The sequence below is a fragment of the Paenarthrobacter nicotinovorans genome, from assembly GCF_007670255.1.
Classification (GTDB): Bacteria; Actinomycetota; Actinomycetes; order Actinomycetales; family Micrococcaceae; genus Arthrobacter; species Arthrobacter nicotinovorans_B.
Genome location: NZ_SZVS01000012.1, coordinates 131,691 through 157,826, shown reverse-complemented (window position 1 = coordinate 157,826; position 26,136 = coordinate 131,691). Strand labels below are relative to the sequence as shown.

At 63.1% G+C, this 26,136-nt stretch carries 25 protein-coding genes and 1 tRNA gene; 6 read left to right on the top strand and 20 right to left on the bottom strand.

Annotation, left to right across the window (positions count from 1 at the left end):
• Positions 1-6 precede the first annotated feature (6 nt).
• The 4 genes from FDP28_RS17300 to FDP28_RS17285 form a co-directional block, all read right to left on the bottom strand.
• Positions 7-1,053 (bottom strand): ABC transporter ATP-binding protein, encoded by a 1,047-nt coding sequence (locus FDP28_RS17300; protein WP_144662843.1) that lies wholly within the window; start codon positions 1,051-1,053, stop codon positions 7-9.
• Entirely contained in the window at positions 1,050-2,051 is a 1,002-nt protein-coding gene (locus FDP28_RS17295) for an ABC transporter permease (protein WP_144662842.1), read from the bottom strand. Before FDP28_RS17295 ends, FDP28_RS17300 begins: the two co-directional genes overlap by 4 nt.
• 73 nt (positions 2,052-2,124) lie before the next feature.
• A complete protein-coding gene (locus tag FDP28_RS17290; RefSeq protein WP_186313673.1) occupies positions 2,125-3,849 on the bottom strand; it encodes an ABC transporter substrate-binding protein in 1,725 nt (574 codons plus the stop codon).
• Between the two features lie 35 nt (positions 3,850-3,884).
• A complete protein-coding gene (locus FDP28_RS17285) occupies positions 3,885-4,949 on the bottom strand; it encodes an ABC transporter permease (protein WP_260842514.1) in 1,065 nt (354 codons plus the stop codon).
• A gap of 143 nt (positions 4,950-5,092) precedes the next feature.
• Between FDP28_RS17285 and FDP28_RS17280 the strand changes: the two genes are divergently transcribed.
• On the top strand, positions 5,093-6,559 hold the full coding sequence (locus FDP28_RS17280) for a chlorohydrolase family protein (RefSeq protein ID WP_144662841.1): 1,467 nt from the start codon (positions 5,093-5,095) through the stop codon (positions 6,557-6,559).
• A 52-nt stretch (positions 6,560-6,611) separates the two neighbouring features.
• Positions 6,612-7,295, top strand: coding sequence for a GntR family transcriptional regulator (locus FDP28_RS17275; protein ID WP_260842513.1), 684 nt, complete (start codon positions 6,612-6,614; stop codon positions 7,293-7,295).
• Here the strand turns inward: FDP28_RS17275 and FDP28_RS17270 are convergent, their stop codons facing one another.
• The 5 genes from FDP28_RS17270 to FDP28_RS17250 form a co-directional block, all read right to left on the bottom strand.
• Positions 7,296-8,714 (bottom strand): DUF4032 domain-containing protein, encoded by a 1,419-nt coding sequence (locus FDP28_RS17270; protein ID WP_144662839.1) that lies wholly within the window; start codon positions 8,712-8,714, stop codon positions 7,296-7,298.
• Positions 8,711-10,300 (bottom strand): beta-N-acetylhexosaminidase, encoded by a 1,590-nt coding sequence (locus tag FDP28_RS17265; protein ID WP_144662838.1) that lies wholly within the window; start codon positions 10,298-10,300, stop codon positions 8,711-8,713. Before FDP28_RS17265 ends, FDP28_RS17270 begins: the two co-directional genes overlap by 4 nt.
• An 88-nt stretch (positions 10,301-10,388) precedes the next feature.
• Positions 10,389-11,471, bottom strand: coding sequence for an ABC transporter ATP-binding protein (locus FDP28_RS17260; RefSeq protein ID WP_144662837.1), 1,083 nt, complete (start codon positions 11,469-11,471; stop codon positions 10,389-10,391).
• 206 nt (positions 11,472-11,677) lie between these two features.
• Positions 11,678-12,475 (bottom strand): trehalose-phosphatase, encoded by a 798-nt coding sequence (gene otsB / locus FDP28_RS17255; RefSeq protein WP_144662836.1) that lies wholly within the window; start codon positions 12,473-12,475, stop codon positions 11,678-11,680.
• Positions 12,465-13,964 (bottom strand): alpha,alpha-trehalose-phosphate synthase (UDP-forming), encoded by a 1,500-nt coding sequence (locus tag FDP28_RS17250; RefSeq protein WP_144662835.1) that lies wholly within the window; start codon positions 13,962-13,964, stop codon positions 12,465-12,467. Before FDP28_RS17250 ends, otsB begins: the two co-directional genes overlap by 11 nt.
• Positions 13,965-14,140: 176 nt before the next feature.
• Between FDP28_RS17250 and FDP28_RS17245 the strand changes: the two genes are divergently transcribed.
• Together FDP28_RS17245 and FDP28_RS17240 are read left to right on the top strand one after the other, a co-directional pair.
• Positions 14,141-15,019: a DsbA family protein gene (locus FDP28_RS17245; RefSeq protein ID WP_144662834.1), complete on the top strand. Its 879-nt coding sequence runs from the start codon at positions 14,141-14,143 to the stop codon at positions 15,017-15,019.
• A gap of 162 nt (positions 15,020-15,181) precedes the next feature.
• Positions 15,182-15,258 (top strand) — tRNA-Thr (locus tag FDP28_RS17240).
• A gap of 96 nt (positions 15,259-15,354) precedes the next feature.
• Here FDP28_RS17240 and FDP28_RS17235 read toward each other — a convergent pair.
• The 4 genes from FDP28_RS17235 to FDP28_RS17220 form a co-directional block, all read right to left on the bottom strand.
• The gene (locus tag FDP28_RS17235) at positions 15,355-15,777 is read right to left on the bottom strand and encodes a PIN domain-containing protein (protein WP_144662833.1); all 423 of its coding nucleotides are present in this window, start codon (positions 15,775-15,777) and stop codon (positions 15,355-15,357) included.
• A 7-nt stretch (positions 15,778-15,784) separates the two neighbouring features.
• Positions 15,785-16,246: a helix-turn-helix domain-containing protein gene (locus FDP28_RS17230; protein WP_144662832.1), complete on the bottom strand. Its 462-nt coding sequence runs from the start codon at positions 16,244-16,246 to the stop codon at positions 15,785-15,787.
• 80 nt (positions 16,247-16,326) lie between these two features.
• Positions 16,327-16,821, bottom strand: coding sequence for a DUF2306 domain-containing protein (locus FDP28_RS17225; RefSeq protein WP_144662831.1), 495 nt, complete (start codon positions 16,819-16,821; stop codon positions 16,327-16,329).
• A gap of 4 nt (positions 16,822-16,825) precedes the next feature.
• Positions 16,826-17,542, bottom strand: a complete 717-nt coding sequence (locus tag FDP28_RS17220) for a hypothetical protein (protein WP_260842512.1) — start codon at positions 17,540-17,542, stop codon at positions 16,826-16,828.
• 106 nt (positions 17,543-17,648) lie between these two features.
• Between FDP28_RS17220 and FDP28_RS17215 the strand changes: the two genes are divergently transcribed.
• Positions 17,649-17,852: a helix-turn-helix domain-containing protein gene (locus FDP28_RS17215; protein WP_144662830.1), complete on the top strand. Its 204-nt coding sequence runs from the start codon at positions 17,649-17,651 to the stop codon at positions 17,850-17,852.
• Positions 17,853-17,877: 25 nt separating this feature from the next.
• Positions 17,878-18,336, top strand: coding sequence for a Clp protease N-terminal domain-containing protein (locus FDP28_RS17210; RefSeq protein WP_144662829.1), 459 nt, complete (start codon positions 17,878-17,880; stop codon positions 18,334-18,336).
• Positions 18,337-18,341: 5 nt separating this feature from the next.
• On the opposite strand, the gene FDP28_RS17205 is transcribed toward FDP28_RS17210, so the two are convergent.
• The 7 genes from FDP28_RS17205 to FDP28_RS17175 form a co-directional block, all read right to left on the bottom strand.
• Entirely contained in the window at positions 18,342-18,746 is a 405-nt protein-coding gene (locus FDP28_RS17205; RefSeq protein WP_144662828.1) for a response regulator transcription factor, read from the bottom strand.
• A 303-nt stretch (positions 18,747-19,049) separates the two neighbouring features.
• Positions 19,050-19,943 (bottom strand): glucose 1-dehydrogenase, encoded by an 894-nt coding sequence (locus tag FDP28_RS17200; protein WP_144662827.1) that lies wholly within the window; start codon positions 19,941-19,943, stop codon positions 19,050-19,052.
• A 104-nt stretch (positions 19,944-20,047) separates the two neighbouring features.
• A complete protein-coding gene (locus FDP28_RS17195; RefSeq protein ID WP_144662825.1) occupies positions 20,048-21,121 on the bottom strand; it encodes a LacI family DNA-binding transcriptional regulator in 1,074 nt (357 codons plus the stop codon).
• A gap of 38 nt (positions 21,122-21,159) precedes the next feature.
• Positions 21,160-22,068 (bottom strand): carbohydrate ABC transporter permease, encoded by a 909-nt coding sequence (locus FDP28_RS17190; protein ID WP_144662823.1) that lies wholly within the window; start codon positions 22,066-22,068, stop codon positions 21,160-21,162.
• Entirely contained in the window at positions 22,065-22,946 is an 882-nt protein-coding gene (locus FDP28_RS17185; protein WP_144662821.1) for a carbohydrate ABC transporter permease, read from the bottom strand. Before FDP28_RS17185 ends, FDP28_RS17190 begins: the two co-directional genes overlap by 4 nt.
• A gap of 48 nt (positions 22,947-22,994) precedes the next feature.
• Positions 22,995-24,332 carry an ABC transporter substrate-binding protein gene (locus FDP28_RS17180; protein WP_144662819.1) on the bottom strand — a complete coding sequence of 446 codons (1,338 nt, stop codon included), beginning with the start codon at positions 24,330-24,332 and terminating at the stop codon, positions 22,995-22,997.
• A 45-nt stretch (positions 24,333-24,377) separates the two neighbouring features.
• The gene (locus FDP28_RS17175) at positions 24,378-25,814 is read right to left on the bottom strand and encodes a glycoside hydrolase family protein (protein WP_144662817.1); all 1,437 of its coding nucleotides are present in this window, start codon (positions 25,812-25,814) and stop codon (positions 24,378-24,380) included.
• Between the last annotated feature and the right edge of the window lie 322 nt (positions 25,815-26,136).

The window sequence follows — 26,136 nt, the reverse complement described above, 5'->3', positions numbered from 1 at the left end:
GCAGTCCTAACGGGAATTCCGGATGGTGATGATCTGCGGGCCGCTCAGGTGGCAGCGCTTGCCGTGCCCATCTTCGACGCGGAGTCCGGGCCGCTGGCTGGCGCAGACGCCGTCGCCGGCGAGATCGGCGTATTGGCACCGTGCGCTGAAAATGCAGCCCTTGGGCAGGTCAAGGAGCGACGGCGGCTGGCCGGGGATGGGTGTCAGCTGGCTTGCGTCGCCGGTGAGCGTCGGCATTGAGTTGAGCAGGCCCAAGGTGTACGGGTGCTGGGTGTCGTAGAAGACTTCGTCCACCGTCCCGGACTCGACGCACTGGCCGCCGTACATGACCAGAACGTTGTCGCAGACCTCGGCCACGACGCCGAGGTCGTGCGTGATGAGGATGAGCGCCGAGTTGGTCTCCTCCTGGAGCTCTGACATGAGATCCAGGATCTGGGCTTGGACCGTTACATCCAAGGCTGTGGTGGGCTCATCCGCGATCAGGAGTTCGGGCTCGCAAATCAACGCCATCGCGATCATGGCGCGCTGCCGCATGCCCCCCGAGAAATGGTGCGGGTACTCGTCGAAGCGCTGCTCCGGGCTGGGAATTCCCACCCGTCCCAGCATGTCGACGGCGGCAGCCCGGGCCTGCTTCTTGCTCGCCTTGTTATGGACCAGGTACGCCTCTGCGATCTGGTGCCCCACCGTGTAGAAGGGGTGGAGGGCCGAGAGCGGATCCTGGAAGATCATGCCGATGTTGCGGCCGCGGAGCTGGCGCATGGCGGATTCGGGCAGGGAAACAAGGTCCTTGCCCTGGAACATCGCCTGGCCGGTCACCTTTGCCGACGTGCCTTTCAACAGGCCCATGAGTGCCTGGCTGGTGACGGACTTTCCGGAGCCGGATTCACCCACGATGCCAAGGGTCTGGCCGCGATCCAGCGTGAAGTCCATGCCGTTCACTGCGGAGACAACGCCGTCATCCGTAGGGAATTTCACGGTCAGGTCGCGGACCTCGAGGAAAGGCGCCGTAGCTGTGGCGCTCGCCGTTGTTGTTGCTGTGTGGAGCTGGGTCATTGGAGCCTCACTCTGGGATCGATGGCGGCATAGGCGAGGTCCACGGCAACGTTGGCGACGATGACGAAGAACGCGGCCAGCATGGTGATGGCCATGGTGACAGGGAGGTCGCCGGAGATGGCGGCGTGCACTGCCGTGAAACCCAGGCCAGGGACGGAGAAGATCTGCTCCGTGAGGACAGCGCCGCCGAGCAAGAGGCCAATGTCCATGCCCAGCATCGTCACTACCGGGGTGATGCCGGCCCGGACGCCGTGCTTGAACGTGACGGTCCGGGGTGCGAGGCCTTTCGCGCGTGCTGTGCGGATGAAGTCCTCACCGAACGTCTCAATCATGTTGGTGCGCGTCACCCGGATGTAGGAGGCGCTGAAGAGCACTGCCAAGGCGATCCAGGGTAGCAGGTAGTTGGCCACCCAGGCTCCCGGACCCTGTGGACCGAACGGGCTGTTGATCTCGTTGGTGGTGAAGGGCAGCAGATGGAGTTGGTTGACGAACAAGAGCAGCAGGAAGAGGCCTGTGACGGGGATAGGCAGCGAGACGCCCACAGAGGCGGCCCCGACGATGAACTTGTCCACCGGGGTTCCCTTGCGCAACGCAGCGAGGAGGCCGAGCCCCACGCCCGTGATGGTCCAGAGCACCAACGCGCCGATGGCCATGGAGAAGGTGTAGGGCAGTGATCGGCCGATGATGTCAGCGACGTTCTCGTTGGTTTGGAAGGACTTGCCCAGGCAAGGCCATTCGCAGAGGGTCTGTGCCCCCGGGGCTCCGATCATCCTCGAGGAGAAGAGCCCCCGGATGTAGTCGAAGTACTGGATGAAAAACGGTTGGTCCATGCCCAAGGCAACACGGGCCTCGGAGACTCGCTCGGGCGTGCACTCCTGGCCGCAGGCAGCCGCTGCGGGGTCGGACGGTCCCAGCTGGAACAAGGTGAAGGTGATGAAACTTACCGCGAAAAGGAGCAGGACCAACGATCCGGCCCGGCGAAGAATGAACGTCATCATGGTGGTGGTTGCGGGCCGCCTGCCACTGCAGGCGGCCCGCTTCTCCTTCTGGACTAATGGTTCGAAAGCGCAGTTAGTGCTCGACGCCGACGATCGAGAGGTCGATGCCACCGAAGAAGTAGCCCACCTGGGCGTTGCGGACATTGGAGCCCACCACGCTGTTGGTGTGGGTGCGGATGAGCGGCACAATCGGGTAGGTCTTCAACGCTGTACCAAAGGCTTCCGACCACTTCTTGCCCAGTTCCTCGGAGGAGCCGTCCGTGTTGCGCAGCTCGAACATCGTCTTGGAAACTACGGGATCGAAGTAGCGGGACGTGTTGGAGAAGCCATAACTGGTGCCGTCATTGTTCGGTCCCAGCAACGGATCCGCGGAGGTACGGACGGAAGCGGGATCGGCCCCTCCACACCAACCGGAGCGGCCCATGTCCGGGAGCTGCTCGCTGGCAAGGACCGAGTAGTAGTTCGGGGCGGGAATCGGCACCAGCTCCACGTCGATGCCCAGGGCCTTCAGGTTCTGCTGGACCACGGTGCCGGTGTTCTTGAAGGCGTCGCGGTTGTTGGCGTAGCCGTACGTGAGGGTTTTGGGGTATTCCTTTCCTTCAAGCAGCTTCTTGGCCTCTTCGAGTTTGGGCTTGCCGGCCGGGTCAAGTTCCAGCGGCGTCTCCACGTAGCCGTGCATCTTGTCGTTCAGCGGGCTCTGGGTCAGTTCGCCAAAGCGTCGCCCGCCGTACTGCACCAGAATGGATTGGCGGTCCAGGGCCAGGGCGATTGCCTTGCGGACATCCGGGTCCTTGATCTTTTCCGTGTTCAGGCTCAGGACGTCGTTGCAGCCAAGCAGCCCGGATGCCACACGGTCCTTGACTTTGGCGTCAGCGAGTTTCGCGGAGTCCGAGGTCTGCAGGGCACCGTTGGAATCAAGCGTGATGGCGTTTGGATCCGAGTCCGCCAGCAGCTGCTGGCTGATGGTGGCCTGCGACGTGGAGAGGGAGAAGCTGAACGTGTCCGGAAGCGCCGAACGGTTGGGATCCGTGGACGGATCCCAGTGCGGGTTGCGGACAAGCTTCAACGACTTGCCCCGGTTGTAGGACTCCACCATGTACGGACCGGACGATACCGGGTGGTTGGTGTAGTCCAGCTTGGTGTCCTTGGCCTTGGGGACCGGCGCGGTGTTGGACCGGGAAGCCAGCGCCGGGAATTCGGCGAACGGCTTCTTCAGGTGGAAGACCACGGTGCGCTCGTCCGGTGTTTCAACCGCCTTGAGCACAGCGGAAGGATCCTTGTAAGGCCCCTTGTACCCGCCGGCGTCGAGCGCTGCATTCAACTCCTGCGGCGCCTGGGTGAAAACATCCTGCGCGAAGGTGCGCTCCACGCCGTACTTGATGTCGGCCGAAGTAATGGGCGTGCCGTCCTCGAACTTCACGCCTTCCTTGAGGGTGAAGGTCCAGCTCAGGCCGTCGTCGGACGCTTTGCCTGTATCCGTGGCGAGGTCCGGCACCACCGTCGGAGGCTGACCTGCTGTTTCCTTGGCCATGGTGAGCGTCCGGTAGTAGAGCTGTCCGACGTTGGCGGTCTGAACGTAGTTGCTGTTCCCGGGATCGAGCGTCTGGAAGTCCGAGGACATCAGGACGTTGATGTTGCCGCCCTTGCCGGTGAAGCCGGACTTGACCACAACGGGCGCCAGTTCGGTGACGGATTCGGCAGGCTTGGAACTACCAGGCTGGTTTTGGCCTGCCGCGCAGCCGGTAGCGGCCACGGCAATCAGCACGGAAAGCGCCAGTGCTCTCGTGGGGGTTTTCATAATGCTCCTAGGGATGTGAGTGAAACGGAGGTTTGTTAGTGGCGTGAGGCCTTGGGATCGAGTGCATCCCGGACGGCATCGCCGAGGAGGTTGAATGCCAGCACGGTGACGATGAGCATGACGCCGGGGACGGCAAGGAACCATGGGTCGCTGAGGTACCAGTTGCCGGATTGGGCGGCGTTGAGCATCTGGCCCCACGACGGTGTGGGGTCCTTGACGCCGACGCCCAGAAAGGACAGGGCTGCTTCAGCAGAGATGTTGGTGGGGATCAGCATGGTGGCGTAGACCAGGACGACACCCATGACGTTGGGGATGATCTGTTTGAACAGGACGCTCAGATGCGACGCACCGAAGGACCGCGCGGCTTCGACGAACTCGCGCTCGCGGAGGCTCAGCACCTGGCCGCGGACGATCCTGGCGAGGTAGGCCCAGCCAAAGAAGCCCAGAATGATCACGAGCGAGGCCATGGGGAGGAAGCTGCCTTCGCCCAGCGGGGTGTCCCGGAGGCGTGACTGCAGGATGGGCGTGAGGGAGAGCACCAACAGAAGGTGCGGGAAGGCCAGGAAGAGGTCCATGATCCGACTGATGATGGCGTCGGTCTTGCCGCCGAAGTAGCCGGCGGCGGCGCCGAGGACCGTTCCAAGGACCACGGAGACCGCAGTGGACAGCAAAGCGATGGTCAGGGAAACCTGGCCGCCGTATGCGAGCCTGGCGAAGAGGTCCCGGCCCAGGCCGGGCTCCACGCCCAACCAGTGATGGGCCGAGGGGTACATGTAACCGGGGAGGGGCAGCCCGGGAGTCTGGAAATCGTCGAGTACCTCCGGGCTGGTGTTTGAGGTGAAGGGATCGTTCCCGGACATTGCGCTGAGCACGGGGGCCAGGACCGCGAACAGCATGATCGCCACGACGACGCACAAGCTGGTGAGGGCGATCTTGCTGCGCCTGATCCTCATCCACGCGGTGGCGAGCAGGGATCGTGCTTCGGCGGTGGCGGCAGTGCCCTCCGGCGTCGTCGCCAGCGTCGTTGCTGGTGGAAGCGGCGGGCTGCCGGTGTTGGGTTCGACGGACTGTATTTGGGTCAACGGTTCTGCTCGTTTCATGATCTGGAGCGGGCTCCGGAGTTCTTGTATACCAAAATAGACTAGAGCAGGATTCATGCGATGTAAATCACAAATAATGTACTGTTTGGAATACCAGAGAGTAAGACGAGCCGTCCTTCCGGGGACGGGAACCAGGAGGCACCGTGTCCGTCAAAGTCACCGCCCGCTATGTATTGGGCCATCACAACGGGCGCCATGTCCTGTTGGAAAACGCCTGCGTGGTCTACAGCGGCCGCACCATCGACTACGTGGGCCATGACTATGCCGGGCCGGTGGATGAGGATCGTAACCTGGGCGATGCCCTGCTGATGCCGGGATTGATCGACCTCGATGCCCTCACGGACATCGACCACCTCATCCTGGATAGCTGGGCCGGTCCGGAACAGGCCAAAGGCCATCAGTGGTCGGAGGACTACTTCCGGAATCGCCGCGCCAACGTCTTTACCGCCGAAGAACGCCAGCAGATCCGCGAATACGCCTTGATCCAGCTGATCCTGCACGGCATCACCACTTACATGCCCATCGCCTCCGAGGTGCACTCCGAATGGGCCGAGCCCGTCGAGGAACTGGTCGGCATGGCGGAGACCAGCCGGCGCCTGGGGCTGCGGGGATACCTCGGCCCCGCCTATCGCTCCGGCGTGAACGTGGTGCTGTCCGACGGTGAGCGTTCAGTGATGTTCGACGACGACCGCGGCCGTGAGGGGCTGGCCGACGCCTTGCGCTTCATTGACTATGCCAACGAACTCAACGATCCCCTGGTCAACGGAGTCCTGCTTCCCTGCAGGATAGAGACCTTGGACGTTCAGCTGCTCAAGGAGACCGCAGCTGTCTCCACCGAACGGGACGTGCTGGTTCGCCTTCACTCGCTCCAAGGCTTGGTGGAACGTCAGCTCATCATGGACTGGCACGGCATGACGCCCCTGGAACTCCTGGATCAGGTTGGCCTGCTCAATGAGCGCCTGTTGATCCCGCACGCTACGTACACTGACAGAAATCCCTCGGTCCACGGCGAAGACCGTGGCGACCTCGCCCGGCTGGCCGACAGCGGCGCCAGCATCATCCACTGCCCCCTGACCTCCATGCGCTACGGCAGCGCACTGGATTCCTTCAACGCCTACAAGGAAGCGGGAATCAACATCTCCCTGGGTACGGACTCTTTCCCGCCCGATCTCATTCGCGGCATCGATGCCGGAGTTCAGCTGGCCAAAATCCTCGCCGGAACCAACGACGCCGGTGACGTTGCCGGGTACTTCGACGCCGCAACCCTGGGCGGTGCGCAGGCGCTAAGGCGCCCTGACCTCGGCCGGCTCGAACCGGGTGCCCAGGCAGACCTGGTGGCGTTCTCCCTAAGCGACATTCGCGACGGCGTCCACGAGGACCCGCTGCGAACCCTCCTTCTCAACGGAACAGCCCGCCAGGCCGTGCTGTCAGTAGTAGCCGGAAGGACCATCATGGCCGACGGTGCCATCGACGGTGTGGACCTGGAATTCTGGCGGGCCAGGGGGCAGGAACTTTTCGACACGATGCGCCGGGCCTACAGCGACCGTGACACCCGGAACCGGTCTGCCGACGAGCTGTTTCCTCCCGTGTATGCTCGGTTGGAACGCTGACCGGCGCCGACCGGTGAGGGGAGCGTACGCAGGATTGAAGGGAAGTTCCACAGTGGCTGAGGCGACGCCGGAAACCGGGAATGGCCGCGATGACGAGGCCCGCGCGGAGAACGTGTACCAACTGGTGCTCGAAGGCATCGTTACGGGCAAATACGCCCAAGGTGCCCGCTTGCGCGAACGTGAACTTTCCGAGATCTACAACGTCTCCCGCATCCCGGTCCGGGAGGCCATCCAACGGCTGGAGCAGGACGGCTTCGTGGCCACCTTCCCGCGGCGCGGTGCCGTGGTGCGCCAGCTGACGCTCACCGACGTCAACGAACTCTTCGACGTCCGGCTCTGCCTGGAGACGTTCGCTGCCCGCATGGCGGCAACCCGCGTGGCCGAAGGTGGCGACGGTGGTCGGCTCGAGGAACTCATGGAGGCCTCCCGTGCGGCCATCGACGACGACCGCACTGACGACGTCGCCTTGATCAGCGCCGAGCTGCACGCCGAAATCGTGCGCCTCTCCGGGAACAGCCTCCTGATCGAGTCGGTGAAGCCGTTGTTCGGGCGCATGCGTTGGATCTTCGGCCTCACGCACAACCGCAGCCACGAACTCCAGCGGGACGAACACACCGAGCTGTGCAACGCGATCCTCAAAGGCAAACCCGACCTGGCCTACTCCCTGGCGTACTCGCACATTGAACTGGGCCGCGAACCTGTCCTCGCCGGGCTCGCGGAAACCCTGGAACCCTGACTAGTCGTCGGCGTCGGGGTAGGCGTCTTCTTCGTCGTCGTACCGGCCGGATTCCTCTACCTCGACCTCAAGAATCTTGAGCAGCTCCGTGTCCGGGTTCAGCATGATGGCTGCCTCGTCGCGGCGGTGCTGCAGCACGGTGTCCAGGTACGACTGCACAGTTTCAGCCAGGGGCACGTAGCGGTCCTGCTTCTGGCTCATGTACCAGCGGTGCTCAAGGACTTCGTGCACCACTTCGGCAGGCTCCAGCTTTCCAGCGAGGTGCCGGGGAATGGAACGCACGATGGGTTCGAAGATCTGGCTGACCCAGATGTGGGCACTGATTTCCTCGTCCAGGTCGGGGTTGTTGTCAGCCCGGAACTGGTCCATGTCGTTCAGGAGCCTGCGTGCCTGGTTCTCCTGGGCATCCAAACCGGTAAGGCGCAGCAACCGCCGCTGGTGGTGGCCGGCGTCGACGACTTTTGGCTGAAGCTGGATGGTGGAGCCGTCCGCCGTGGTCTTGATGGCGTATTCCTCGACGTCGAAGCCGAGCTCGTTGAGGCGACGGATGCGGGCACCCACACGCCAGCGCTCGCCCAGTTCGAACGATTCCTTCTCAGTGAGCTCCGTCCAGAGCCGGCGGTAGCTGCCCATGATCAATTCGCTGGTGGCCACTGGATCCACCTTCTCCTCGATGAGCCCGCCATCGAGGAGGTCCATCAGCTCACCGGCGATGTTCACGCGGGCGATCTCGAGATCGTATTCCCGCTGGCCCATGGACAGGTCCGGGTAGAGCTCGCCCGTCTCCGCATCCACCAGATACGCCGCAAACGCGCCCGCATCACGGCGGAACAGCGTGTTGGACAGGGAAACGTCGCCCCAATAGAAGCCAATCAGGTGCAGCCGGACCAGCAGCAGCGCCTGCGCGTCGATCAGACGGGTCAAAGTGTCCTTGCGGAGCATCTGCGAAAACAGGGCGCGGTACGGCATGGAGAACTTCAAGTGCCGGGTCACGAGCACGGGGTTGAGCGGCTTGCCGTCGGCTGTGGTGCGGCCGGTGATGACGGCCACGGGCTCCACGCATGGGACGTCCAGACGGGCGAGTTTGCGCAGCATGTGGTACTCGTGGCGTGCCACGTGCTCGGACGTTTCCTTGATGGCGATCACCGAGCCGCCCAAGTGGGCGAAACGGACGATGTGACGGGAAATACCGCGGGGGAGCGCCGCCAGATACTCAGCTGGCCAATCTTCAAGGGCGATGTGCCACGGCAGGTCCAGGAGCTCAGGGTCGGCTGCCGCAGCCGTAATGTTCAGCGATCCTATGACACTGGCCGGAGGTGCAGAATCCTGTGCACTTGCGGCCTCGGTCCGGGGGAGCTTGCCGATCTGCCCGTAGTCGGTGGGTTCGTCGTGCCACTGGGCTTCGTTTTGCTCGCTCATGCCTCAATTGTTCCGTATTCGGGGGATGCCGGCGCACCTGGCGCCGGGAAGGGATCTGCCGGCTTCGCCGACCATTCGACATCGGGGGCCTCCTGGAAGACGACCCCCTGCTTGGCGAGGCGCTCACCGAAGGCGCCCAGCCGACGTCGGAAGTCGCCGGCGTTGCGGACCTCCTGTTCGGACCAGCCAACTTCCGCAAGGGAAATGGCCCGGGGGTACAGGAGCCACTGTGCCTGTTGGTTGTTCCGCACAGTTTCGGTCCAGAGCGGTCCTTCGATACCCAGGATTTGTTCGTCGTGCAGGCCGCCCTGGGCTGGATCCCAGTTGTAGTACTCGGCCCAGGTGAAGGGCCCGCCCTCGACCCATTCGAGGCCGATGGGGCTTTCCGGAGAGTACTTCTGGTCCAGGTACGTGTTGGCCGCGAGGGACATGATCACAGTGGGTGCGGCAGCGGAGGCTTTCCGGACGGTGGCGTCCAGATCGCCGAACCAGTACTGGATCACCGAACCCTCTGGAAGGTCGACGGCGGCGTACTCGTTCCAGCCGACCACCGCCTTGCCGGTTTCGGCGCCGATCCGAACGAACTCCTGGACCATGGTGATGTAGTCATCGTGCCCGGTGACGTGGGCCTCGTCGCCGCCTATGTGCACGTATGGGCCGGTCGTGATCGCGGCAAGCTGGCCAAGGACTTCACGGACGAATTCGTAGGTCACCGGCAGGTCCGCACTCAACGTTGACCAGCCCACCTCCGAAGTGGTGCTCATGGGCTTGGCCTGGCCGTCCGGGTTGAGCTGGGGGATGGCCGCGAGGGCCGCGTTGACGTGGCCTGGAAGGTCGATCTCGGGTATCACCACCACGTTCTTGGAGGCGGCATAGGCCTGGAGGTCCTTGAAATCTTCTTGTGTGTAGAAGCCGGAGTTGCCGCGGGGCGGTTGCGCCGTTGGCACCTCGACGGCACCCTGTCCGCCGATCGCGGTCAGCTGCCGGTAGTCCAAGCCGGAAGGGCTCTCCGCCGGCTGGTGGATCTCGATCCGCCAGCCCTGGTCATCGGTCAAGTGCAGGTGGAGGGCATTGAACTTGAACTGGGTCATGACATCGATCTGCTCCTTCACCTCCTCCACTGTGAGGAAGTTCCGGGCTACGTCCAGCATGAGCCCGCGGTACCCAAAGCGCGGGGCGTCCAAAATTTCGACGGCGGGAACCACCCAGGTTCCGGCGTCGCCGTCTCCGGCGCTTTCCTCGATGGCGGCAGGGAACAGCTGCCGCAGTGTCTGTACTCCATGGAAGAGGCCCGCAGGGGTGGAGGCTGTAAGCCGGACACCGTCATCGGTGACCGTCAGCGCATAGGCCTCCGGGCCGCCGTCGGGCGATTCATCCAACTCCAGGGTTATGTCCCCGGGGCGGGAAGCTTCGACGATGGGCAGTTCGTGGCCCGTGCCGGAGCGGAGCAAGGCGGCCAGCTGTTCGGCGGGCTGCGTGGCGGGGCCGCTGGCTACGATCCTTGCGCCGGCCGCGAGAGTGAAGGCCGGGCCGTCCTGGGGCGCAACGTGGGAGGGGCGGGGAATCAGGTTGTCTGTGGTGTTCATGCCGTTCTTTCCGGGAAGAAGGTTAACGTGATAACGGCCCGACCGGAAGGGTCGGGCCGCCATCACACTGCGGAACGTACAGACGCGATTAGTCGCCCAGGCGCAGGCCCGTCTTGGTGTCGAACAGGTGCACGTGGCCGGACTGCGGACGGACGAAGATGGACTCACCCTTCATCGGAGGGCGACGGCCGTCGACGCGTGCAACGATGTCGTGGCTCTTGCCATCAAGGATGGTGTGGCCGTAGACGTAAGCGTCGGCGCCGAGCTCTTCGACGACATCGACCTCAACCTGGAGGCCTTCGCCCTGCGGAGCGGTCTCGAGGTCCTCGGGGCGGGAACCGACGGTAACGGTCTGGCCGTGTGCCTCTTCGAGGACGTCGCGCGGCACGGGGTAAACCGTTCCACCGAACTGGACGCCGCCGTCGACAACCGGCAGTTCCAGCAGGTTCATGGCCGGGGAGCCGATGAAGCCTGCGACGAAAACGTTCTGCGGGCGGTCGTAGAGGTTGCGCGGGGTGTCAACCTGCTGGAGCAGGCCGTCCTTGAGGACTGCAACGCGGTCACCCATGGTCATGGCCTCGACCTGGTCGTGCGTCACGTAAACCGTGGTGACGCCGAGGCGGCGGGTCAGGGATGCGATCTGCGTACGGGTCTGGACACGGAGCTTGGCGTCAAGGTTGGACAGCGGCTCATCCATGAGGAAGACCTGCGGGTTACGGACGATTGCGCGGCCCATGGCAACACGCTGGCGCTGACCACCGGAGAGTGCCTTCGGCTTGCGGTCCAGGTACTGCTCAAGGTCAAGGAGCTTGGCGGCTTCGCGGACACGCTCTGCGCGCTCTTCCTTGGAGACGCCGGCGATCTTCAGTGCGAAGCCCATGTTGTCCGCAACGGTCATGTGCGGGTACAGCGCGTAGTTCTGGAAGACCATTGCAATGTCGCGGTCCTTCGGGGGAACGTCCGTGACGTCGCGGTCACCGATCAGGATGCGGCCGGCGTTCACGTCCTCAAGACCTGCGAGCATGCGCAGGGAGGTGGACTTACCGCAACCGGAGGGTCCAACGAGGACCAGGAATTCGCCATCGGCGATGTCGATGTTGAGCTTATCGACGGCGGGCTTATCTGTGCCCGGGTACAGACGCGTAGCGTTATCAAAAGTAACTGTAGCCACAGTTATCAATCCCTTCACCGGCAGGTACGTGCCGGACGATCCGTTGTGAATGGTTCATTTTCTTCAGTTGAACTCCCCGGCCGGGGGCCGGGGAGGATCCATAACGCCGCACGGTTACTGTGCGTCACGTCACAAGCAAGAGTATGTCAGACTTTTTGAGTAACCGCCCAAATGTTACGAACATCACATGTTGACTTGATCACGTTCTAGGATTCAGCCGTCACGCGGCGACGCTCCCGCAGCAACGCTTCCAGCAGCTCCGCAATATGGACCGGAGCTTCCACCCGGTACTGCGCCTGGGTGAAATCGAGGCCCACCTTGATGCCGACGTCGTCCCCCATGAGCCTGCCCAAGGCGTCTTCGTCCGTGACGTCGTCACCGGCGAACAGGATGGCCGTGGCGCCCGTCGCTTGGCGGAGGAACTCCACAGCCTCCCCTTTGGAAGCGTGGACCACGGAGGTTTCCAGCACGCGTTTGCCCGTTTTCAGGTAGACGCCCGGGTGCTCGCTGAGGACCCTGGTGGCAGCTTCGACGGCGTCCTCGGCAACGTCGTCGTCAGCCATCCGGGTGTGGAGGACCACCCCGGCGGGCTTGTCTTCGAGCACAGTGCCGGGGGCGATGTTCACGATCTCGGCAAGGACTTCACGGACGGCGGCCAGCTTCTGCCGCTGGTCATCATCGAGTTCCAGTCCGAGGGATCCTTCGCCCAGCCACACCTCGGCCCCGTGACTGCCGATCAGCAGCGTGCTTTTCGGGGGAGAGGCGACCAGCCGCAAACTGTCCAGGGCGCGTCCCGAGATGAGTGCCGTCGTCGTGCGTGGCAGTTCGGCGAGGCTCTCCAAGGCCGCCGCCGACCGTGGCAACGGCCGTGCGTCCTCCGCCCGGTCAACGATCGGTGACAGTGTTCCGTCGAAGTCCAATGCCACCAGCAGGTGCTCAGTGGAGGAAATGCGCCGCACCGCGTCCAGCAACTCCGGGGACAAGGTCAGATGCTCAGCTGTCATCCCGAACCACCTTCTCTTCGAGGGCAGCCAGGAAAGCAGCCGACCAGTAGTCGACGTCGTGGTCCAGGATTTGCTTGCGCATCAGCTTCATGCGCCGGCGTGCTTCCTTCGGCGGGAGGTTTACGGCCCGCAGGATCGCGGATTTGAGGCCGTCGATATCGTGCGGGTTGATCAGGAACGCCTGCTTGAGCTGGTCGGCGGCACCGGCGAACTCGCTGAGGACAAGCGCGCCGTCGTCATCCGAACGTGCCGTGACGTATTCCTTGGCCACCAGGTTCATGCCGTCGCGCAATGCCGTCACCAGCATCACGTCCGCGGCGAGGTAGAGCGCCACCATTTCTTCCACCGGGTAGCTGTGGTGCAGGTAGCGGACTGCCGTGTTTTGGATGGTGTCGTAGGTGCCGTTGATGTGACCCACGGTGCCTTCGATTTCCTCGCGGAGGAGCCGGTACTGCTCCACGCGCTCACGGCTGGGGCTTGCGACCTGGATGAGGGTGGCGTCTTCGACCTTGATCTGGCCGTCCGCCAGGAGTTCCTCGAAAGCCTTCAGCCGGTGGCCGATTCCCTTGGTGTAGTCCAGGCGGTCCACGCCCAAAAGGATGGTTTTGGGATCGCCGAGGTCCTTGCGGATCTGCTTGGCGCGCTCAATGATGTCCGGGCGGCCTGCCAGCTCCCGGATCTGGTCCACGTCGATGGAGATCGGGAAGGCCTGGGCCCTGGCGATATGCGTGACTTCGCCGTCGGGGCCCTTCACGTGGACCTGCTGCTGCTTGACGCTGGCGCCGAGGAAGCGGCGAGCCGAGCGCATGAAGTTGCCGGCATCGCTGGGCCGCTGGAATCCCAGGAGGTCGGCGCCGAGCAAGCCGTCGATGATGTCACGGCGCCACGGGAGCTGCGCGAAGATCTCCGGGGGAGGGAACGGGATGTGGTTGAAGAAGCCGATCTTGAGGTCCGGCCGGGCTTCACGGAGCAGGCGGGGAACCAACTGGAGCTGGTAGTCCTGGACCCAGACCGTGGCGCCGTCGGCAGCGTGGCGGATGACGGCGTCGGCGAACTTCTTGTTCACGGCACGGTAGGAATCCCACCACGTACGGTGGAACTCCGGCGGAGCGATCACGTCGTGGTACAGCGGCCAGATGGTGGCGTTGGAGAAGCCTTCGTAATACAGCTCAACTTCATGGCTGCTCAGTTGTACCGGGACCAGGTCCATGCCTTCATGGCTGAACGGGCGCACAGTCTCATCCGGGGCGCCATGCCAACCCACCCACGCGCCGTCGGACTTCGTCATCATTGGCGCCAAAGCCGTGACCAAACCGCCGGGCGAACGGCGCCAGCCGCCTCCGCCGTCGTCTCCGTCGTCATTGCAACGGTCCACCGGCAGTCTGTTTGAGACCACCATGAACTCGAACTTGCTCGCCGTGGGCTTCTTGGTCGGAGACGACCGGGTGCCCTGCTCGGTTGTGAGTTTTTCGCTTGCCGGTTCCTGCATTAATGCTCCCTGGGGTTGCTGTGACTCAACTCCCAGCCTACTAGCGGAATCTTCCCCGGCGGTTGATCGTTCAACAACCGGACGGGAGGGTATGCGGTGGAGCTCCAAGTTGGCTCCCGTAAACTGTCCCCGTTGCCCTAGCTATTCACTACGACGTCGAGTAACCCGAGGAACTGATGAGCCCCGCAAACGAATCCCGCCTGTCAAAGGCCGAACGCACCGCCCAGGCACGGGAGAAAGCGCGGGCAATCCGCGAAGAACAGTTGAAGAAGGACAAGCGCAACAAGCTTCTGGTCGGCTGGGGCATCGTGGTTGCCATCGTCGTCATTGTTGCGATCATCGCAGCCGTGGTTGTCGGCAATATCCAGAACAACGCCCCGATCGCCGATCAAGGCCCGACGCCGGCCAACGGCAACGTCCACGGCGGCGTCACGCTGCTGGCAGGCAGCGAGATCCAGAAGTCCGAGCCCAGCTCCGTCAACCTGGCTGACGTCCCCTCCGCTCCGGCCACCAAGCCCGCTACGGTAACCGTGCCCGGCGGCGAGGCCGAGGCCGGAAAGCCGGTCAAGGTGGTTGCCTACATCGACTTCATCTGCCCGATCTGCAAGCGCTTCGAGACCACCTACGGTGATGCGCTCACCCAGCTCCGCAACGACGGCAAAATCTCCCTCGAATACCGCGCCCTCGGGTTCCTGGACCAGCAGTCCACCACCAACTACTCGTCCCGCGCGGCCAATGCAGCAGCTTGCGTAGCGAACACCTCCCCTGAGAAGTACGCGGACTTCTTCAACCTGCTCTTCGAGCGCCAGCCGGCCGAAGGCAGTGCGGGCATCTCCGACAAGGACCTCAAGGCCATGGCCACGGAGGTTGGAGCTGCCAACATCGACTCATGCGTGGACAGCAAGCAGTACCGTCCGTGGGTGAAGTTTGCCACCCAGGAGGCCGCAGCAATCGGCATCACGGGCACCCCGACCGTCTTCGTCGACGGCAAGCAGTGGGACGGCAGCACCGACCTCAACGCCGAGATCCAGACGGCCATCACCGCAAAGGGCTAAGCCTTTTCCTTGAATCACGACGGCGGCCGGTCACCTCGCGTTATGGGGTGGCCGGCCGCTGCGGTTCAGGCGGGTGTTGGTTCAGGCAGATTTCGTTGAAGGGAATGGTCTGGGCTACCCTTATCTAGCGCTCTTTAGCGTGGCTCCGGGTGACCGGAGCGCGCCTCCTTAGCTCAGTTGGCCAGAGCACCGCTCTTGTAAAGCGGGGGTCGTCGGTTCGAATCCGACAGGGGGCTCCAACGAAGCCGGAACCACGACGCGCCTGCGGGCGTACCACTTGTCCGGGACCTCGAGCTGACCCTTGAGGTGGCCGACCGTGCCCCTCGCACCAGTGATCACCCACCCGGGACCGTTTCGTGCGCGGTGCCCGCAACCAACTCCAGATAAACGCCCGCTCCTTCTGATTCCTGAGCGGCAACAGCAAACTGTGGTGCCGTCTGGCTGAGACTGTTATAGAACTCTGACCGGGTGAAGCTCGGGTTCCTGTAGGCGGCTCGCTGCTGTTGCAGACATCGGGTTGTTTGTTGCGGGTAGAGGTCCAGCTCTGCGTGCGGGAAGACTTTTCGCATCTGCCCTACACGGCGGGCGGCCTGCTGCTCCGTCCGGCCCAAGGTTGTGACCAGGTTGCGTTCAACTTCTTCCAGGATCTGGTCGGACCATACCGGCTGGTAAATGTCCGTTTCGCCAAGGCGAAGGAGCAGATCGCAGAGCTGATAGGGCAGCAGGACGCACGCGTCAATAAGTACTCTGAAAGCCATGGACGCTTCAGCGGGTTTCGATGAAGGTGTTCAGCTTGGCGTAGGAATTATCTTCCGCGGCATCTCTGGTCATGGTATCCAGGGTTTCCCGTCGCGTTTCCCGAAGCCGCTGCTGATAAGCCAGCACGTCCGCGAGATAGACGCGGCGGTGGCGGCCGGGCTGCGTGAATGGGATCTCTCCCGCTTCGAGTAGCCGCACCAAGGTGGGGCGGGACATATTGAGCAGATCCGCCGCTTCCTGGGTCGTCAGCACGGTGTTGTGTGGTGCGATCGTGATGGCCTGACCGCCGGCCATTGCCGTCACGACGTCGCGCAATGCCTCGTACACCTCAGCCGGCAGTTCCAGCGTGGAACCATCGCCCGTGACCAGCGCAGCGTGGTCATTGCGGTGTAGTGCTTCTGCGACAGCAGGCAACACGTCTTCGTTCGCGGGAGGTAAGACAGTGTGGTCCGGCAAGAGTGCAGTCATACCTTTGAGGATAATCGAAAAATTCGAACACGCCATCGTTTTGTGTCGGAATCTGCTTTCAGCCTGCCGGGAGGGCGGCATTACCTCGTCAAACTTTCGGCCGGTAAGTCCTTCCCGCGCAGCTGCGCCAATCCTGCAACAGTCAGTCCAGCAGTGAGCGCCAGCGCGGAAACCCAGAGGGCGAGTCCAGCGACGTCGTGGACGGCCATCTGCGGCAAGCGCCTTTCGGGTACGGCGACGACGCCGATGAACGCAGCGACGAGCCCGAAATAGCTGCCCGTCATGAATCGCTGGTGGGACGCTATGTTGCCTTTGCGCACCGCCCACAAACCCAGGGTTAGGGTGCAGAACGTTAGCGCGGAGAGGGCATGCAGCCAGTTGAATCCGCCGTCGATGGTCCGGATCCCGAAGGAGCTGAGCGCCACTACGTACATGCTCACTGCCCAGATCCGACCCAGGATCTTGTGGGCTGATGTGCCCTTGTTGCGGCGAAGCAGGTTAACTGCGCCAAAGATCAGCGCATAGCCTGCGGCGATGGCATGCACGGCAATAAGCACGGTCCACGGTGATGCCATGGGTTCAGCCCTGGGATCCCGCGAAATCGTCAGCCCAGAACGCCTTGGCCCCCGCGGCCGCGGTCCGCAGTTGTCCGCCGTCGAGAATCAGGGAGCTTTCATCGATGCCAAGGGCGGGCCATTGGGTAACGAGCCGGAGGTCGCCGGCCTCGGGCAGCGGCCAAAGCCAGAGTGATCCCGAGCCCGCGAGCTCGTCGTCACCACCGCTGCCACCACCGCCGTTCATGGTGAGGACAGGAGCCGTGGGTTGCTGTGATGGATCCATGTACCGCCCACCTCCTTGAGCCCCGGTGAACGCGCGGGAACCGTCAGGGAGTTCGACGCCGAACAGAAACAGCACATCCAGCAGGCTCTGGCTGGCTTTCGGCCGGAATCCGTGCTGGAAGAACACCCCGTTGAGCGCTTCCCACTCTTCGTCGGTCTCGGCGGCCCGGCGGATGATCCAGGTCAAGTCGATGTTGCATCCGGTCGAGAAGACCTCGACGCCCTTGACGGCGATCACGCGACTCGGGCTGTAGTGCAGGAACTGGCCCACCTGGACCAGCGCGGGGAGCTCGTAGCGGGGTGCGCCGGACCAGGGCGGTGGAACGTACCGGACCTGGCGGCCACGTTGTGGCTGCGTTGGGAGGGGGAAATCCTGGAAGAAGGCCACAGTTGTCCTTTGCTCGCTGGTTTCGACCGACCAGCGGAACGACGATTTCGCGTCGTATGGATCCCCCAATCCGTCCTTCTGAGGATCAGTCTAGCTGCGACGGCAAGCCATGACAGCCAAAGCGGCCTGTCAGTCTGCATTGACAGCGGCATCCTGTCAGTCTAGCCTGACGAATATGGAAGCCGATGAACTGTCCCAGCAGATCCACTCCACCAGCCCCGCCATCGGATTGCGGGCCGTGGGTGCTCTTCATCGCCTGGCCGAACAGGTCGAGGCCGTCCACGTCCGGGCCGCCCGCGAGCAAGGCTGGACGTGGGAGCAGATCGGTGACGCCTTAGGGGTGTCCCGGCAATCGGTGCATGCCAAGTACAAGGAATGAGCAAGTACAGGGAATGAGTTGAGCCATGTTTGAGCAATTTACGCACGACACCCGCCGGATCGTCGGCTATGCCATGGAGGAAGCGCGCAGTCTGGGCGACAAGAGGATGGGAACGGAGCATCTGCTGCTGGGCGCCCTCCACGAACGTGGTCCGTCCGAGGCTCTGGGAGTCTCGCTCGAGGATGCCCGGAGGGCGGCGGCGCGATTGGACGCCGCTGCGTTGAAGGCCATCGGATTCGACAGCAAAGACGTGACGCGGGCAGCGATGCCAACCCGTGGAAGGAAGCCGCCCTTCAGTTCAGGCGCCAAGGAAGTCATGGCCGCGATGCTGAAATCCGCGGTGGACCAGAGATCCAGGAAGATCACGGCGTCGAGCCTTGTGGTTTCACTACTGGAAAGGGGGGAGCACGACCCCGTGACCGCCTTGCTTCAAGAACTCAGGGTGGATCGTGCGGCCGTTCGCGACCGCCTGATCGCTCAATAGCCGAACTATGTCAGCGGGGTGGGAGCCAGTGGGGTGGGCGCCAGCTCGTGGGGACTCAGGTCCAGTGCGGCTTCCCGGAGTTGCCGGGGCCGGAATGGCTTGATCAGGTAAGCCGAAGCGCCAGAGGCGATGCCGTGGAGTTCATCCTCCCGCTCAGCGAACGCCGTGATCATCAGGATGGGCGCCGGGGAAACGGCGGCGATCAGCTTTGCCGCTTCCCGTCCGTCCATGTCGGGAAGTCCCAAGTCCAGGGTCACCAGTGTGGGGTTCAGCCGCTCGGCAGCCATCACACCTTCGGTTCCCGTTTCGAACGAGTGGACCTCGAAGCCTTCGGCGCTCAGAATCAGGCCGATGAGGTCGCGGATGTCGTGGTCATCTTCGATGACCACGCAGATGCCCCGTGAAGCCATATGCACCCCCTTCCAGCCCTAGTGTAGGGCTTCCGGGGCAAGCAAGTAGCCCGAACGTCAATAGTGTCAAAAAGCGAGTACCAATTACTCGTGTCTTTGCCCGCCGGCGCGCCTTTACTGAATCCAGCGGATCCTTGCAACGGCCCATGACCCCCCTCGTCGGCCGGTGCTGCCCAAGGGATCCGCGGCGCAGGGCCGGACGCACTTCCCCCAAGTGCTGTCCGGCCCTGACGCGAGGGCGTTACGACGACGGCGACGCCCCCGCGCGTGGAGGCGTCGCCGTCGTACTTCTGCTGTGTCGCGCTACGGCGTGGGGCTGCCGCCGTTGACGTTCAGCGTCTCTCCCACGACGTAACTGGACTCCGGCGAGGCGAGGAAGACATAGGCCGGTGCCAGTTCTGCCGGTTGTCCGGCGCGGCCAAGGGGAGTGGACTGGCCGAACTCGGGCAGTTCCTCCTTGGGCTGGCCGCTGCTGACCTGCAGTGGGGTCCAGATGGGGCCCGGTGCCACGGCGTTGACGCGGATGCCCTTGGGGGCGAGCTGCTGCGCGAGTCCCTTGGTGAAGTTGTTGATGCTTGCCTTGGTGGTGGCGTAGTCCACCAGCGTGGGCGATGGGTTGTACGCCTGGATGGACGTCGTGTTGATGATCGTGGAGCCGGCGGGCATGTGGGGGAGCGCCGCTTTCGTCAACCAGAACATCGCGTACACGTTGGTCTTCTGCGTGTGGTCGAACTGCTCGTCGGTGATGTCGGCGAGGTTTTCCTGCGCCACCTGCTTGCCGGCGTTGTTGACCAGGATGTCGATGCCGCCCAGAACTGCGACGGCGGTGTCCACCACTTCCTGGCAGGTTGCAGAGTCCTTGAGGTCACCCGGGACCTTCACGGCCTTGCGGCCTGCGGCCTCGATAAGTCCCGCGATCCGCGCTGCGTCCTCTTCTTCTTCCGGAAGGTAGGAAAGCACGACGTCGGCCCCCTCGCGTGCGAAGGCGATGGCGGTGGCTGCGCCGATTCCTGAGTCCGCGCCCGTGACGATAGCCTTGCGGCCCTCGAGCCGCCCGGTGCCGCGGTAGCTTTCCTCTCCGAGGTCCGCTTTGGGCGTGAGTTCGGCGTCGAGGCCCGGTTCGGGCTGGTGTTGCTTGGGCGGGGAGATCTGCTCGTAGGCAGTGACCGGGTTGCGGAAGGTGTACTGGTCAGTCATGGTGGTCCTCCGGTTGCTTAGGCGTGGAACACAAAGCTAAGTAAGCTTATGATTTCCAGCCTAGACAGGTGAAGGCGTCTCTGCCAAACCCGGCGGGCCCGTTATCAAGCAGCCGAGTGCACCGCCACCGAGGCCCGCTCAACGGCTGGGCACTCGATTTTCACCGGACCATCACCGCTTGCCTGGTCCAGTCCCAGCAAAAGGCGGACCCCCGCCGCGCCGAGTTCGTAGTGGGGGAGGGACACCGTGGACAGCGGAGGCCGAAGGTGGGCGGCGATGACCTCCTGGTTATCGAAGCCCACCACGGCAATGTCGTCGGGGATGGCGAGCCCGTGCTCCCGGAGACCGTCGTACAGACCCATGGCCATGCGGTCGTTGTAGCAGTAAACGGCGGAAACATTGAGCTTGAGCAGCTCCTCCGTAGCGCCGTAGCCGCCTTCCTGGTCCGGGTAGGCCTCCAGCACCAGCCCGGGATCAAACGCAATTCCTTCAGCCGCCAGAGCATCCATGTAGCCCTGAAGCCGTCCATCCTTGGCCGGCGCAGGAGTGGTGGTGTTGATGAAGGCAATGCGACGATGCCCGCCGCGGAGCAGGATTTCAGTAGCCGACTTCCCGCCCTGCGCTTCATCCGGCACCACCGCGCGTGAAGTCAATGAATCGGGCGAAAAGCAATTGACCAGCACAAAGTCCGACTCCCGCAGCGTTTCCGGCACCTCCGTGGCGCGATGGAACCAAGTGGAGTACAGGATGCCCCGGACCTTGTATTCCAGCATCATGGCGATGGCGTCTTTTTCGAGGTCCACGTTGCCCTCGGTGTTGGCGATCAACAGGGCATAGCCGTGCTTCCACGCTTCATCCTGAGCGCCATGGATGATCTGGCCGGCGAATGGGGTGGTTGCAACCCCGTCCGCCACGAGCCCGATGAATTTGGAGGTTCCGCTGACCAGGTTCTTGGCCATGGCATTGGGCCGGTACCCCAAGCGCCGGATGGCCTCCTGGACGCGCCGCCGTGTCTCATCCGCGATGCGGGCATTCTTCTTTTTGTTGATCACCAAGGAGACTGTGGCCGTTGAAACGCCGGCTGCCTCAGCAACTTCGCGGAGGGTGACCGGATGGACGCGGTCGGTGGTGAGTGGAACATCGGCCGCGCTGCCTGAATTTTTCTCCTGCGAAATCATCTGTCCTCCATCAGGAGTATATCCACCTGCCGTGACGGTCATCCCTTCGTCGCCCCACTCTCAAGGCCCTGGATCATGGCCTTGTTCAGCACCAGGAAAACCAGCAGCAACGGCGTGATGGTGACGCAGACTGCAGCGAACGTGGCCGTCCAGTCCACCTTGCCCATGGCCCCGATGTAGTTCTGCAGGCCCAGGGGGATGGTCTTGAGCTCTTCGGAGAGGACAAAGGTGTTGGCGAAAATGAAGTCGTTCCAGATGAAGATGCTGTTGACCAGGACCACGGTGACCACGGTGTTCAGGGACAGCGGCAGGGTAATCAGTCCGAAGATCCGGTAAGGCCCGGCACCGTCCAGCGAAGCGGCCTCGTAGGTTTCGCGGGGGATGTACTCAAAGAAGGACGAGAACAGGTAGATGGACATGGGCAGGGCAAACCCGGCCAACGGAATGATCATGGACTGGTAGGTGTCCAGGAGGTTCACGGTGGAGTAGTCGATGAACAGGGGGACCAAGGCGATCTGGACGGGAACGATGATGCCCACCATGAACAAACCGCGCACAAACCTGCTCAAACGGAAGCCAAGGACCTGAAGGGCATAAGCGGCCATCATGCCGAACAGGACGATCAGCAGGTTGGCGCCCATGGTCACAATGAAGCTGTTCAGGATGTTCCGGCCAAGGTCGCCGGTTTCAAAGGCCCGGGCGTAGTTCTCCCACGTCAGCGAACTTGGCAGGGCAAAGGGGTCTCCGGTGGCGAAGTCGTGTTCGGTACGAAGACTGGTGAGGAAGAGCCAGGCCAACGGGTACACCTGGACAATCACGATGAGCAAGATCAGGACCCGGGACAGCGTCCGGTACAGGCTCGGCTTGCGGCGTCGCCGCTTTGCCACGGGCCGCGACGACGGCGGGACCGCCGGAGTGTGGGTGGCCGGGGCTGTCTGGGCGATCATGAGTCTGCCTTCCGCTTGAGCATGAAAAGAATGAGGCCGACGGCGACGAGGCACTCGATCACGATGAACACGGAGATGGTGCTTGCGTACCCGAAGTCCGTGCTGGTGAATGCCGTCTTGTACATGTAGGTGGTGAGCAGCTCGGAGGATTGTCCGGGGCCGCCGTTGGTCATGAGGTAGGGGATGTCGAATCCGCGCAGGCCGTAGGTGGTGGCCATGATGGTGGTGGTGATCCAGACGGGACGGATGTAGGGGAATCGGATCTTGGTGAAGAGGGTCCACTTCGACGCGCCATCCAGGACGGCGGCTTCTTCCAGTTCCTTGGGGACTGCGATGAGTGCGGCGTAGATGATGAGCATGTAGAGCCCCGTGAACCGCCATCCCTCCGGGGCGGAAACAGCGGCCAGCACTGTGTTGACATCTGAAAGCCAGGCGCGTTCAAGGGACCCAAGCCCAATCCAGTTCAGCAGCTGGTTGAGCAGGCCCACGGGGTCGATCGAGTAGATCCGGACGAAGAGGAAAGCAATCGCCACGGTAGAGATCACCGCGGGCAGCAGATAGAGGGTTTTGATGAGCTCCCGGCCGCGGCGCAACGAGGTCAAGAGGCTGGCGACTACAAGGGCGCCGCCCAGCTGCAGGACCAGGCAGATGGCCAGGTAGAGCAGGGCGTTGAAGAAGGAGCGCCAGAAGATGTCGTCCGCCGTGAGCATGCGGATGTAGTTCTGGAGTCCCACGAATTCCATGTCGCTGATGCCGTTCCAGGAGAAGAAGCTGAGGAACAACGACTGCAGGATGGGGAAGAGCACGGCTGCGCAGTAGAGCAGCAGTGGCGGGAGCAGGAAGACCAGGACGGACGTCCTTGACCGGTTGGGAAGCATGGCAGGGCCTTTCGGGGCGGGGGGCCTTGCGGCCCCCCGCTGCTACGTTTACTTGAAGAACTTGGGCGCGTTCTGCTTGATGGCGTCGTTCATCGTGGTGGTGAACTGTTCGGGCGTGATGTTGCCCTGGACCAGCAGCACCAGCTCTTGTTGGAGCCTGCCGTTGGTGGTGGGGTCCAACTGCGTATCCCAGGGCATGGCCTGCTTGTCCCCGAGGTCGTTGGCAGTCTCCAGGGCCTTCTTGTAGAGCGGCGTGGCGTTGGCAGGGATGGTGGTCTGCACGTTGGTGGTGGGTGACAGCGCGCCGGTGGCCGCATACTCGGTGGGGTACTTCTCCAGCGCGAACTTCAGGAAGTCGCTCACCAGCGGATCGTACGTCTTGGAGTTCACGGCCATGCCGATGCCCGACGGCGAGACGAACTCATTGGCCGACGTCACCGATCCCGCCGTGGTGGGGAGGGTGAAGAAGTCGATGTTGTCCCGGACAGCCGGGTTCAGCTTGTCGGTGGCAAGGCTTGGCAGTTCCCACGTTCCGATGTTGTACATGGCTGCCTGGCCGGACGTGAACTGGTTCTGCGCGTCCGAGTATCCCTGCGAGGAGAAGCCATCCTGGAAGCAGTTGGCCTTGCCGAGGGCAGCCATCCACTGAACCGTCTTCTGGCCGGGAGCGTCCGAGAATGATGCTTCACCCTTCTTCAATTTCTGGACGAAGTCGGGGCCGGCCTCACGGAAGGGTTGGTAGGCAACGTAGCGTTCCAGCGGCCACTGGTCCTGTCCGTCGATGGCGATGGGCGTAATCCCCGCATTCCTCAGCGACGTGCACATGGCCGGGATATCGTCGAGCGACTTTGGAACGGAAACTCCGGCCTTCTCCAGGAGGGCTTTGTTGTACCAGATGAATTCCAGCTCGAACTGGAACGGGATCATGTAGAGGGAGCCGTCGTCGAAGCGTTGGTAGTCCAGGGCACCCGGACGGTAGTTGTCGTAGAGGTTCAGGGACTTCAGCAGCTTGTCGGCGTCCACCATCTTGCCTTGCTTGGCCAACTGCTGGGCGAACGGTGTGGCGTCGGTGTCGAAGAGCTCAGGAAGCTTGTTGGCCGCGGCCAGCGTTTCCAGCTTTTGGATGTAGGAGGGACGGTCCGGTGTGGTGATGAGGTTCAGCGAGAAGCCCGGGTGGTCCTTGGCGTAGTCATCGGCGAGCTTCTTCATGATGTTGATGACTGCCCCGTCGGCCGGCCTGGAGAGCAGCCACGAAATTTCGCGTGGTTTGATCTCGCCAGTCGGCGCCACGTTGGCAGGGTTGGCGGTGCTTCCTCCTCCGCCGCAGGCAGTCAATGCCAGGGCAGCGGCGGCTGCGACGGCGGCAGCGCGGAGTAGTTTTTTCATTGCGGCAATCTCCCTTGATTGGAACAGAGGTTGGGGTTGGGGTGCTTAGTTTTCGGTGCGTTGGCGGATTTCAAGTTCGGTGACGGTGACTGAACCTTCGCCGGCGAAGACGCCGATCCGTCCCGTCGTCAGGTCGTAGATTCTTGCGCTGAGCGCAACCTGGCGGTCGACGACGGCGACGCACGTGTCGCCGTCGACAATCACCTCGAGGCTGTGCTCGCCGGGGGCGAGATTGCAGGGGCGCTCCAGTTCGATGTCGAACGGGACGTCTCCGGAGACGTGCCACTGTGCGTCGCCGGTGATGGTGCGCGGCCACCGGTCGAAGACGAGGCGGTTGCGCTTGGGCTCCAGGCGCAGGATGTAGGACTGGTCGCCGTCGTGGCTTGACCGCAGGAGCAGCCCGCATTCGGTGGTGTCGGCTGCGATGTCCAGCACCGCTTTCGCGTAGAACTGCGAAGGCAGCTCTTCCTGCGAGACCAGCGCGGCGTAGCTGTCCGGCACGTCCAAGCGCGCCGGCAATTCCGAGGTCAGGGACACCGGCACGTCTTCCCAGAAGCTCTCCACCAGCTCGTCGCTGAAGGAGAAGCCGAGGGTGCCGTCCGGATTCTGCCGGGCTTCCAGGATTGACATAGTGCCGGCCCATTCCCAGGGCCCTTGGTCCCTGTTTCCTTCCTTGCTGGCGATCCAGCCGAAGAAGAAACGCCGACCGTCGCGTTCAGCGGTTTTCGATGCATAGAAGGCCCTGCCATCAATGCTGTCCAAGGTCGGCACCGTCCACGGGCCGTCGGGGCTCTTCGCCATCCTGTACCTGGTGGTGAAGGACTCGGAGAACTCGGAGTACACCATGTACCACCAGTCGCCCCACTGGAAGACGTCCGGGCATTCGTGGGTGATGTAGCGGCGCGGATCCCAGAAGGGCTCGGCGTGCTCCCAGGTCATCAGGTCCGTGGAAAGGCACTGGGCGATCACGCCGCGGCGCCGTTCCGGGCCGGTTGAGTGCCGGGCTGCGAGCAGCATCCGCCACTGGCCTTTGGTCTCGTCGCGGAAGACGAACGGATCCCGCCAGTCTCCGGACTCATAGCCTTCCGGAGCGCCGAATGTCAGTTCCGGGTGCTTGGTCCAGCTCTGCATGCCGTCGGTGCTGGTGGCGTGCATGACCAGTTGGAGGGGGAGGCCATCGGCGCCGAGGTTGCGGGGGTTCTGGCCGGTGTAGAACAGGTGGTGGACACCGGATTCATCGACGACGACGCTGCCCGTGTAGGCGTTGAAGTCCAGTTCGGCGGTGGTTCCATGGGGGAGGGCGACTCCGTGATCCTCGAACTGAGTGAGGTCCTTGGTGGTGATGAGGTTCCAGGAGGTGCCGGGTTTGGGGTCCGAGCGTACTTCGTGGAGGTAGAAGAGCCAGAACTCCCCGTCTTTCTCGAAGGGGATAAGGTCTCCGACCCAGCCGTTGGCGGGTTGGAAGAAGACTGGGCGTTTCATCTGCGCTGATGTCCATTCTGCTAAAGCGTTTGATCACCATGAAGGTAGCGCAGGTCACACTACCTGATCAAGCGTTTTAGCAAAGTTAATTCTCGACAGGAACTTTCTTCGCTAAAACGCTTGACCAGCGAAACCCCAAGCCGCTAACGTCCTTGCTACCGACGGCACACCCGTGTCCCCTCGACGCCGAGCGGACACACCGGGAAAGCCTTCCAAACGAAGTAATCCAGCCCCTTTGATGGCGCACTTTGGCGTGCCCGGATGCGCAGCTGTGTCCGCTCCGCCATCGCGTTCTCAACCAATGAATGCTTGAGAGGAAACC

Coding starts and splice junctions, on each gene's coding strand:
- FDP28_RS17300 (WP_144662843.1), bottom strand. CDS start 1,053: ATGACCCAGCTCCACACAGCAACAACAACGGCGAGCGCCACAGCTACG.
- FDP28_RS17295 (WP_144662842.1), bottom strand. CDS start 2,051: ATGATGACGTTCATTCTTCGCCGGGCCGGATCGTTGGTCCTGCTCCTT.
- FDP28_RS17290 (WP_186313673.1), bottom strand. CDS start 3,849: ATGAAAACCCCCACGAGAGCACTGGCGCTTTCCGTGCTGATTGCCGTG.
- FDP28_RS17285 (WP_260842514.1), bottom strand. CDS start 4,949: ATGAAACGAGCAGAACCGTTGACCCAAATACAGTCCGTCGAACCCAAC.
- FDP28_RS17270 (WP_144662839.1), bottom strand. CDS start 8,714: ATGAGCGAGCAAAACGAAGCCCAGTGGCACGACGAACCCACCGACTAC.
- FDP28_RS17265 (WP_144662838.1), bottom strand. CDS start 10,300: ATGAACACCACAGACAACCTGATTCCCCGCCCCTCCCACGTTGCGCCC.
- otsB (WP_144662836.1), bottom strand. CDS start 12,475: ATGACAGCTGAGCATCTGACCTTGTCCCCGGAGTTGCTGGACGCGGTG.
- FDP28_RS17250 (WP_144662835.1), bottom strand. CDS start 13,964: ATGCAGGAACCGGCAAGCGAAAAACTCACAACCGAGCAGGGCACCCGG.
- FDP28_RS17245 (WP_144662834.1), top strand. CDS start 14,141: ATGAGCCCCGCAAACGAATCCCGCCTGTCAAAGGCCGAACGCACCGCC.
- FDP28_RS17235 (WP_144662833.1), bottom strand. CDS start 15,777: ATGGCTTTCAGAGTACTTATTGACGCGTGCGTCCTGCTGCCCTATCAG.
- FDP28_RS17230 (WP_144662832.1), bottom strand. CDS start 16,246: ATGACTGCACTCTTGCCGGACCACACTGTCTTACCTCCCGCGAACGAA.
- FDP28_RS17225 (WP_144662831.1), bottom strand. CDS start 16,821: ATGGCATCACCGTGGACCGTGCTTATTGCCGTGCATGCCATCGCCGCA.
- FDP28_RS17215 (WP_144662830.1), top strand. CDS start 17,649: ATGGAAGCCGATGAACTGTCCCAGCAGATCCACTCCACCAGCCCCGCC.
- FDP28_RS17210 (WP_144662829.1), top strand. CDS start 17,878: ATGTTTGAGCAATTTACGCACGACACCCGCCGGATCGTCGGCTATGCC.
- FDP28_RS17205 (WP_144662828.1), bottom strand. CDS start 18,746: ATGGCTTCACGGGGCATCTGCGTGGTCATCGAAGATGACCACGACATC.
- FDP28_RS17200 (WP_144662827.1), bottom strand. CDS start 19,943: ATGACTGACCAGTACACCTTCCGCAACCCGGTCACTGCCTACGAGCAG.
- FDP28_RS17195 (WP_144662825.1), bottom strand. CDS start 21,121: ATGATTTCGCAGGAGAAAAATTCAGGCAGCGCGGCCGATGTTCCACTC.
- FDP28_RS17190 (WP_144662823.1), bottom strand. CDS start 22,068: ATGATCGCCCAGACAGCCCCGGCCACCCACACTCCGGCGGTCCCGCCG.
- FDP28_RS17185 (WP_144662821.1), bottom strand. CDS start 22,946: ATGCTTCCCAACCGGTCAAGGACGTCCGTCCTGGTCTTCCTGCTCCCG.
- FDP28_RS17180 (WP_144662819.1), bottom strand. CDS start 24,332: ATGAAAAAACTACTCCGCGCTGCCGCCGTCGCAGCCGCCGCTGCCCTG.
- FDP28_RS17175 (WP_144662817.1), bottom strand. CDS start 25,814: ATGAAACGCCCAGTCTTCTTCCAACCCGCCAACGGCTGGGTCGGAGAC.